This window comes from Citrobacter sp. wls718 (assembly GCF_005280945.1).
Lineage (GTDB): Bacteria > Pseudomonadota > Gammaproteobacteria > Enterobacterales > Enterobacteriaceae > Citrobacter > Citrobacter gillenii.
Genome location: NZ_SZWV01000038.1, coordinates 11,399 through 19,946 on the forward strand (window position 1 = coordinate 11,399; position 8,548 = coordinate 19,946).

General features: G+C 56.4%; 11 protein-coding genes. All 11 read left to right on the top strand.

Annotated elements, in window-relative coordinates:
- Positions 1 to 2,417 (top strand): nitrate reductase catalytic subunit NapA (gene napA / locus FDW95_RS07375; RefSeq protein WP_249358952.1); only part of this gene is annotated, 2,417 nt, incomplete at its 5' end.
- A 6-nt stretch (positions 2,418 to 2,423) separates the two neighbouring features.
- Positions 2,424 to 3,119 carry a ferredoxin-type protein NapG gene (gene napG / locus FDW95_RS07380; protein ID WP_115257949.1) on the top strand — a complete coding sequence of 232 codons (696 nt, stop codon included), beginning with the start codon at positions 2,424 to 2,426 and terminating at the stop codon, positions 3,117 to 3,119.
- On the top strand, positions 3,106 to 3,969 hold the full coding sequence (gene napH, locus FDW95_RS07385; protein ID WP_115257950.1) for a quinol dehydrogenase ferredoxin subunit NapH: 864 nt from the start codon (positions 3,106 to 3,108) through the stop codon (positions 3,967 to 3,969). Before napG ends, napH begins: the two co-directional genes overlap by 14 nt.
- Positions 3,966 to 4,415, top strand: a complete 450-nt coding sequence (gene napB, locus FDW95_RS07390; protein WP_096756433.1) for a nitrate reductase cytochrome c-type subunit — start codon at positions 3,966 to 3,968, stop codon at positions 4,413 to 4,415. The genes napH and napB overlap by 4 nt, the downstream gene beginning before the upstream one ends.
- A 9-nt stretch (positions 4,416 to 4,424) precedes the next feature.
- The gene (gene napC / locus FDW95_RS07395; protein ID WP_096756434.1) at positions 4,425 to 5,027 is read left to right on the top strand and encodes a cytochrome c-type protein NapC; all 603 of its coding nucleotides are present in this window, start codon (positions 4,425 to 4,427) and stop codon (positions 5,025 to 5,027) included.
- Between the two features lie 13 nt (positions 5,028 to 5,040).
- Entirely contained in the window at positions 5,041 to 5,667 is a 627-nt protein-coding gene (ccmA, locus tag FDW95_RS07400) for a cytochrome c biogenesis heme-transporting ATPase CcmA (protein ID WP_096756435.1), read from the top strand.
- A complete protein-coding gene (ccmB, locus tag FDW95_RS07405) occupies positions 5,664 to 6,323 on the top strand; it encodes a heme exporter protein CcmB (RefSeq protein WP_115257951.1) in 660 nt (219 codons plus the stop codon). The genes ccmA and ccmB overlap by 4 nt, the downstream gene beginning before the upstream one ends.
- 82 nt (positions 6,324 to 6,405) lie before the next feature.
- The gene (locus FDW95_RS07410) at positions 6,406 to 7,143 is read left to right on the top strand and encodes a heme ABC transporter permease (protein ID WP_096756436.1); all 738 of its coding nucleotides are present in this window, start codon (positions 6,406 to 6,408) and stop codon (positions 7,141 to 7,143) included.
- Complete coding sequence (ccmD, locus tag FDW95_RS07415) at positions 7,140 to 7,352, top strand: heme exporter protein CcmD (RefSeq protein WP_096756437.1); 213 nt, start codon at positions 7,140 to 7,142, stop codon at positions 7,350 to 7,352. Before FDW95_RS07410 ends, ccmD begins: the two co-directional genes overlap by 4 nt.
- A complete protein-coding gene (gene ccmE / locus FDW95_RS07420; RefSeq protein WP_096756438.1) occupies positions 7,349 to 7,828 on the top strand; it encodes a cytochrome c maturation protein CcmE in 480 nt (159 codons plus the stop codon). The genes ccmD and ccmE overlap by 4 nt, the downstream gene beginning before the upstream one ends.
- Positions 7,825 to 8,548 (top strand): cytochrome c biogenesis protein CcsA (gene ccsA, locus FDW95_RS23575; protein ID WP_249358954.1); only part of this gene is annotated, 724 nt, incomplete at its 3' end. The genes ccmE and ccsA, both read left to right, overlap by 4 nt.

The window sequence follows — 8,548 nt, forward strand, 5'->3', positions numbered from 1 at the left end:
GCGTGCCGGGCGTTGCCCGCGCGGTAGTCGGTCAGCAAGAAGCGATCAAATGGGACAAAGCCCCGTGCCGTTTTTGCGGTACTGGCTGTGGCGTATTGGTTGGCACCCAGCAAGGCCGTGTTGTGGCATGCCAGGGTGACCCGGAAGCGCCGGTTAACCGTGGACTTAACTGTATTAAAGGGTATTTCCTACCCAAAATCATGTACGGAAAAGACCGTTTAACGCAGCCAATGCTGCGCATGAAGGACGGGAAATATCACAAAGAAGGCGAGTTCACCCCGATTAGCTGGGATCAGGCCTTTGATGTGATGGAAGAAAAATTCAAAACGTCGCTGAAAGAGAAAGGACCTGATGCCATCGGCATGTTTGGTTCCGGTCAGTGGACCATCTGGGAAGGCTACGCCGCCGCGAAGCTGTTCAAAGCCGGTTTCCGTACCAACAATATCGACCCGAACGCGCGTCACTGCATGGCGTCGGCGGTGGTGGGCTTTATGCGTACCTTTGGTATGGATGAGCCGATGGGCTGCTATGACGATATCGAACATGCGGATGCGTTCGTGCTGTGGGGCGCGAATATGGCGGAGATGCACCCAATTCTGTGGTCGCGCATCACTAACCGTCGTCTGTCCGATCCCAACGTCAACGTTGCGGTTCTTTCTACCTATCAGCATCGTAGCTTTGAGCTGGCAGATAACGGCATGGTCTTCACGCCGCAAAGCGACCTGGTGATCCTCAACTACATCGCCAACTATATCATTCAAAACAATGCGATAAACCAGGATTTCTTCAGCAAACACGTTAACCTGCGCAAAGGTGCGACGGATATTGGCTACGGCTTACGCCCAACGCATCCGCTGGAAAAAGCCGCGAAAAACCCAGGTTCCGATGCGTCTGAGCCGATCAGCTTCGAAGAGTACAAGGCGTTTGTTGCGGACTATACGCTGGATAAAACCGCAGAAATGACCGGCGTGCCGAAAGATCAGCTGGAACAGCTGGCGCAACTGTATGCCGATCCGAAGAAGAAAGTTATCTCCTACTGGACGATGGGCTTTAACCAGCATACTCGCGGCGTATGGGCCAATAACCTGGTCTATAACCTGCACCTGCTAACCGGCAAAATCTCTCAGCCTGGCTGCGGACCGTTCTCGCTGACCGGCCAGCCTTCCGCCTGTGGTACCGCCCGTGAAGTTGGGACGTTCTCTCACCGTCTGCCTGCGGACATGGTGGTGACTAACGAGAAGCACCGCGATATCTGTGAAAAACACTGGAATCTTCCGACCGGCACCATCCCGGCGAAAGTCGGTCTGCACGCCGTGGCGCAGGACCGTGCGCTGAAAGACGGCAAGCTGAATGTCTACTGGGTGATGTGTAACAACAACATGCAGGCCGGGCCGAACATCAACGAAGAGCGTATGCCGGGTTGGCGCGATCCGCGCAACTTTATCATCGTGTCCGATCCGTATCCGACTGTCAGCGCTCTGGCTGCCGACCTGATCCTGCCGACCGCAATGTGGGTAGAAAAAGAAGGGGCCTACGGTAACGCCGAGCGTCGTACTCAGTTCTGGCGTCAGCAAATTAAAGCGCCGGGTGAAGCGAAGTCTGACCTGTGGCAAATGGTGCAGTTTGCCCGTCGCTTCAAAACCGAAGAGGTCTGGCCGGAGGAACTGCTGGCACAGAAACCGGAGCTGCGCGGTAAAACGCTGTACGACGTCCTGTTCGCCACGCCTGCGGTGACGAAATTCCCGCTGACGGAACTGGCTGACGATCAGCTGAACGATGAATCCCGCGAACTGGGCTTCTATCTGCAAAAAGGGCTGTTCGAAGAGTACGCCTGGTTTGGTCGCGGTCATGGTCACGATCTGGCGCCATTTGACGATTACCACAAAGCGCGCGGTTTACGCTGGCCGGTGGTCGACGGTAAAGAGACCCAGTGGCGCTACAGCGAAGGTAACGACCCTTACGTGAAGGTGGGCGAAAGCTACAAGTTCTACGGCAAGCCGGATGGCAAAGCGGTCATCTTCGCGCTGCCGTTTGAACCCGCCGCAGAAGCACCGGATAAAGAGTATGACCTGTGGCTCTCCACCGGTCGCGTGCTGGAGCACTGGCACACCGGCAGCATGACGCGCCGCGTGCCTGAACTGCACCGCGCCTTCCCGGAAGCCGTCCTGTTTATTCATCCGCTGGATGCGAAAGCCCGCGATCTGCGTCGTGGCGACAAGGTGAAAGTGGTTTCCCGTCGTGGCGAAGTGATTTCGATTGTTGAAACCCGCGGTCGTAACCGCCCACCGCAGGGGCTGGTGTACATGCCGTTCTTCGACGCCGCACAGCTGGTGAACAACCTGACGCTGGATGCGACGGATCCGCTCTCTAAAGAGACGGATTTCAAGAAGTGCGCCGTGAAGCTGGCGAAGGTGTAACGCGTTATGTCCCGGTCAGCAAAACCCCAAAATGGCCGCCGCCGCTTTCTGCGCGATATGGTTCGCGCAGCGGGCGGGCTGGCTGCCGTTGGCGTGGTGCTGGGGTTGCAACAGCAAACTGCACGTGCAACCGGCGTGCGGTTGCGCCCGCCAGGGGCATTGGCTGAAGACGCCTTTGCCAGCGCCTGCGTGCGCTGTGGACAGTGCGTTCAGGCTTGCCCGTACGACACGCTGAAACTGGCGACGCTGGCCTCTGGGCTGGCGGCGGGGACGCCGTATTTTGTTGCGCGCGACATTCCCTGCGAAATGTGTGAAGACATCCCGTGCGCCAAAGTCTGCCCAAGCGGCGCGTTGGACAGGGAGATCGAATCCATTGACGATTCACGCATGGGACTGGCGGTACTGCTGGATCACGAGAACTGCCTCAATTATCAAGGGCTGCGCTGCGATGTCTGTTATCGCGAATGCCCAAAGATAGACGAGGCCATCACCCTGGAACTGGATCGCAATATGCGCACCGGTAAGCACGCGCGGTTTATTCCGACCGTACACAGCGATGCCTGCACCGGATGCGGTAAATGTGAAAAGGTCTGCGTGCTGGAACAGCCGGCAATAAAAGTGCTGCCGCTGTCGCTGGCGAAAGGGGAGTTGGGACACCATTACCGCTTCGGTTGGCTGGAGGGGAACAATGGCAAATCGTAAACGTGATGCCGGGCGTGAAGCGCGGGAGAAAAAAGGCTGGTGGCGCAGCCACCGTTGGCTGGTGCTGCGTCGTCTGACGCAGTTTTTGGTGCTGGCAATGTTTCTCAGCGGCCCGTGGTTAGGGGTGTGGATCCTGCATGGCAATTACAGCAGCAGCCTGTTGCTGGATACCATCCCATTCACCGATCCGCTGATTACGCTGCAAAGCCTCGCCAGTGGACATCTGCCTGCGACCGTAGCGTTAATCGGTGCTGCACTTATTACGGGGCTGTATGCCCTGGCCGGTAAGCGGTTGTTTTGCAGCTGGGTCTGCCCAATGAACCCGGTCACTGATTTGGCAAGTGTGTTACGCAGAAGGTTTGACCTGAATCAGTCTGCGACTATTCCGCGCCATATACGGTACGTCCTGCTGGTCGTTATCCTGGTGGGATCCGCGCTGACCGGTACGCTGCTGTGGGAATGGATAAACCCGGTCTCTTTGCTGGGACGTAGCCTGGTAATGGGATTCGGTAGCGGTATCCTGCTGATTATTGCACTGTTTTTATTTGATTTACTGGTTGTTGAGCATGGCTGGTGCGGGCACCTTTGCCCATTAGGCGCGCTGTATAGCGTGCTGGGAAGCAAAGGGGTGTTAACCGTGTCAGCAAAAGAACGCGAGAGATGTAACCGCTGTATGGATTGTTTTCATGTTTGCCCGGAACCGCATGTGCTACGTGCCCCGGTGCTGGATGAGCAAAGTCCGGTGCAGGTAACCAGTCGCGATTGCATGGGTTGCGGTCGCTGTGTGGATGTCTGTTCTGAGGATGTTTTTACAATAACAACACGATGGAGTTCGGGAGCGAAATCATGAAAAGCCATGACCTGATTAAAGCGCTGAGTCAAATGGCGGCCGCGCTGGCCCTGGTAGTGAGTGGGGCCGTTTGGGCTGCAAACGGAGTGGATCTGAGCCAGTCACCGGAAGTCTCGGGGACCCAGGAAGGGGCTATTCGCATGCCGAAAGAGCAGGAGCGTATGCCGCTGAACTATGTTAACCAGCCGCCGATGGTCCCGCACAGCGTTGACGGTTACCAGGTAACGACCAACACCAACCGCTGCCTGCAATGCCACGGCGTCGAAAGCTATCGCACCACCGGCGCGCCGCGCATTAGCCCGACGCACTTTATGGATAGCGATGGCAAAGTACTGGCGGAAGTCGCGCCGCGTCGCTATTTCTGTCTGCAGTGCCATGTCCCGCAGGCGGATGCTGCACCGATTGTCGAAAATACCTTCACCCCCTCGAAAGGTTACGGGAAATAAGAGGTCATTATGGAAAATTCTAACCGTAAACCAGGCTGGATTAAGCGCGTCTGGCAATGGTGGCGTCGCCCCAGCCGTCTGGCGCTCGGCACGCTGTTGTTAATCGGCTTTGTGGGCGGCATTATTTTCTGGGGCGGCTTTAATACCGGTATGGAAAAGGCCAATACGGAAGAGTTCTGCATTAGCTGTCACGAAATGCGCAACACGGTATACCAGGAATACATGGAAACCGTACACTACAACAACCGCAGTGGTGTACGAGCTACGTGTCCTGATTGCCACGTCCCGCATGAGTGGGGCCCGAAAATGATCCGTAAAATCAAGGCCAGCAAAGAACTGTACGCGAAAGCACTGGGGTTGATAGATACACCGCAAAAATTTGAAGACCATCGTCTGACGATGGCGCAAAATGAATGGCGGCGTATGAAAGACAATAATTCGCAAGAGTGTCGTAACTGCCACAACTTCGAGTTTATGGATTTAACTGCCCAGAAAGGCGTGGCGGCTAAAATGCATGACCAGGCCGTAAAAGAAGGGCAAACGTGTATTGACTGTCATAAAGGGATTGCACACAAGCTGCCTGATATGCGCGAAGTCAAACCGGGCTTTTAACAGGATGTAAATAATCAGGATGCTTGAAGCCAGAGAACTGCTCTGTGAGCGAGATGACAGAATACTGTTTAGCGAGCTGTCATTTCGCGTTAACGCAGGGGAATGGGTGCAAATTACCGGAAGTAACGGTGCGGGGAAAACGACCCTGTTGCGGTTGCTTACCGGGCTGGCTCGTCCTGATGCCGGAGACGTTCTCTGGCAAGGTCAACCGCTGCATCAGGTGCGGGACAATTTCCATCAGGAACTGCTGTGGATCGGACATCAGCCGGGGATAAAAACCCGGCTTTCGGCGTTGGAGAATCTGCGGTTTTTCCATCATGATGGCGATATCGCCCAGTGTCTGGAGGCGCTGGCACAGGCAGGTCTTGCCGGATATGAAGATATTCCGGTCAATCAGCTCTCCGCCGGTCAGCAGCGTCGTGTTGCGCTGGCTCGCCTGTGGCTAACCCGCGCCCGACTGTGGATCCTCGATGAACCGTTCACCGCGATTGATGTTAATGGCGTTGAGCGTCTCACCCAACGTATGGCACAGCATACGGAGCAGGGCGGAGTTGTTATTCTGACGACTCACCAACCTCTCAATGTAGAAACCAATAAAGTGCGGCGCATCGCGCTGACCCGCGAGAGGACAGCACAATGATGTGGCGAATTTTCCGTTTAGAACTGCGGGTTGCGTTTCGTCATAGTGCGGAGATCGCCAATCCGTTATGGTTCTTCCTGATTGTGATTACGTTATTCCCGCTGAGCATTGGCCCAGAGCCACAGCTGCTGGCGCGCATTGCGCCGGGGATTATCTGGGTGGCGGCATTACTGGCGTCGTTGCTGGCGCTGGAACGCTTATTCCGTGATGACCTGCAGGACGGTAGCCTTGAGCAGCTGATGCTGTTGCCGTTACCGTTACCGGCTGTGGTGCTGGCGAAGGTGATGGCGCATTGGGTAGTGACTGGCCTGCCGCTGCTGATCCTCTCGCCGTTGGTGGCGTTGCTGCTGGGCATGGATATGTACGGGTGGCAAATTATGGCGCTAACCCTGCTGCTCGGCACGCCAACACTGGGTTTTCTCGGGGCACCGGGCGTGGGGTTAACGGTGGGATTAAAGCGTGGCGGCGTATTGTTAAGTGTACTGGTGCTACCGCTCACGATTCCATTACTGATTTTTGCTACCGCCGCGATGGATGCTGCCTCAATGCACTTACCCGTTGAAGGCTACATGGCGATTCTGGGCGCACTGTTGGTTGGCAGCGCAACGTTAAGTCCGTTTGCGACAGCGGTGGCGCTACGTATTAGCGTGCAGTAACTGTAGGCCGGATAAGGCGCAAGCGCGACCATCTGGCACCAAGGTAATTTCATTTGTTTTGCTTGAGTCTGGTGACTGAACTATGTGGAAAATACTTCATCAACTGGCGATGCCCCCACGGCTCTATCAGATCTGTGGCTGGTTTATCCCGTGGCTGGCCATTGCCAGCGCAGTGGTACTGGTAACGGGCTGGATCTGGGGATTTGGCTTTGCACCCGCGGATTATCAGCAGGGACAAAGTTATCGCATCATCTACCTGCACGTCCCGGCGGCAATCTGGTCGATGGGCATTTACGCCTCAATGGCGGTTGCCGCGTTTATCGGCCTGGTCTGGCAGATGAAAATGGCCAACCTGGCGCTGGCGGCGATGGCGCCCATTGGTGCGGTGTTTACCTTTATTGCCCTGGTGACCGGTTCTGCATGGGGTAAACCGATGTGGGGAACCTGGTGGGTGTGGGATGCCAGACTCACCTCTGAACTGGTGCTGCTGTTTCTCTACGTTGGCGCGATTGCGCTGTGGCACGCATTTGATGACCGCCGTGTAGCAGGGCGTGCCGCGGGGATTCTGGTGCTGATTGGCGTGGTGAACTTACCGATCATTCACTACTCGGTAGAGTGGTGGAATACGCTGCACCAGGGGTCAACCCGTATGCAGCAAAGTATCGACCCGGCTATGCGCGCGCCGCTGCGTCTGGCGATCGTCGGTTACCTGTTACTGTTTGTCACGCTGACGCTGATGCGCATGCGTAACCTGATTTTGTTGATGGAAAAACGCCGCCCGTGGGTGAGTGAACTGATCTTAAAAAGAGGCCGCCAATGACCCCTGCATTTGCATCCTGGAGTGATTTTTTCGCCATGGGCGGTTACGCCTTGTATGTCTGGCTGGCCGTGGCGATGAGCGTTATCCCGCTGACGGTGCTGGTACTACATTCCGCGCTACAGCACCGCGCGATTTTACGCGGCGTGGCGCAGCAGCGGGCAAGAGAAGCCCGCATGCGTGCGGCGCAAGTACAACGGGAGGCGGCGTGAATATTCGACGTAAAAATCGGCTATGGATAGCCTGTGCGGTACTGGCGGGCCTGGCATTGACCATCACGCTGGTGCTTTACGCGCTGCGTTCCAATATCGACTTGTTCTATACGCCGGGCGAAATCCTCTACGGCAAGCGTGAAACCCAGCAGATGCCAGAAGTCGGCCAACGCCTGCGCGTGGGTGGCATGGTCATGCCGGGCAGTGTAAAGCGTGACCCGCAATCGCTGAAGGTGAATTTCAGCATCTATGACGCCGAAGGCGTGGTGGATGTGACGTATGAAGGCATCCTGCCGGATCTGTTCCGTGAAGGGCAGGGCGTCGTTGTTCAGGGTGAGCTGGGCGAGGGGAATCATGTTCAGGCAAAAGAAGTTCTCGCCAAACATGATGAGAATTACACCCCGCCGGAAGTCGAAAAAGCGATGCAGGAAAACCATCGTCGCCCGGAAAGTGTGTATAAGGATAAAACGTCATGATGCCTGAAATTGGCAACGGGCTGCTGTGCCTGGCGCTTGGCGTCGCATTGCTGCTCTCGGTTTATCCGCTGTGGGGCGTTGCGCGCGGCGATGTACGGATGATGGCCTCTGCGCGGCCCTTTGCCTGGCTGTTGTTTATCTGTGTGATGGGCGCGTTTTTGGTGTTGATTAACGCCTTTGTGGTCAATGACTTTACCGTGACCTACGTCGCCAGTAACTCCAATACCCAGCTTCCGGTCTGGTATCGTGTGGCGGCCACGTGGGGCGCGCATGAAGGCTCGCTGCTGCTGTGGGTGCTGCTGATGAGTGGCTGGACCTTTGCCGTGGCGCTGTTTAGTCAGCGTATGCCGCTGGATATCGTCGCCCGTGTGCTGGCGGTGATGGGGATGGTTAGCGTCGGCTTCCTGCTGTTTATTCTGTTTACCTCTAACCCGTTTTCCCGCACGCTGCCGGACTTCCCGATAGAAGGGCGCGATCTGAACCCGCTGTTGCAGGATCCGGGACTTATTTTCCACCCACCGCTGCTGTATATGGGCTATGTCGGCTTCTCCGTTGCCTTTGCTTTTGCCATTGCAGCGCTGATGAGCGGGCGTCTGGACAGCACCTTTGCCCGTTTTTCACGCCCGTGGACGCTGGCGGCGTGGGTGTTTCTGACGCTGGGTATTGTGCTCGGTTCGGCCTGGGCTTACTACGAGTTGGGCTGGGGCGGCTGGTGGTTCT

What these genes read in the sequence shown, in the direction of transcription:
- napG (WP_115257949.1), top strand. Translation starts at nt 2,424, where the DNA reads ATGTCCCGGTCAGCAAAACCCCAAAATGGCCGCCGCCGCTTTCTGCGC.
- napH (WP_115257950.1), top strand. Translation starts at nt 3,106, where the DNA reads ATGGCAAATCGTAAACGTGATGCCGGGCGTGAAGCGCGGGAGAAAAAA.
- napB (WP_096756433.1), top strand. Translation starts at nt 3,966, where the DNA reads ATGAAAAGCCATGACCTGATTAAAGCGCTGAGTCAAATGGCGGCCGCG.
- napC (WP_096756434.1), top strand. Translation starts at nt 4,425, where the DNA reads ATGGAAAATTCTAACCGTAAACCAGGCTGGATTAAGCGCGTCTGGCAA.
- ccmB (WP_115257951.1), top strand. Translation starts at nt 5,664, where the DNA reads ATGATGTGGCGAATTTTCCGTTTAGAACTGCGGGTTGCGTTTCGTCAT.
- FDW95_RS07410 (WP_096756436.1), top strand. Translation starts at nt 6,406, where the DNA reads ATGTGGAAAATACTTCATCAACTGGCGATGCCCCCACGGCTCTATCAG.
- ccmD (WP_096756437.1), top strand. Translation starts at nt 7,140, where the DNA reads ATGACCCCTGCATTTGCATCCTGGAGTGATTTTTTCGCCATGGGCGGT.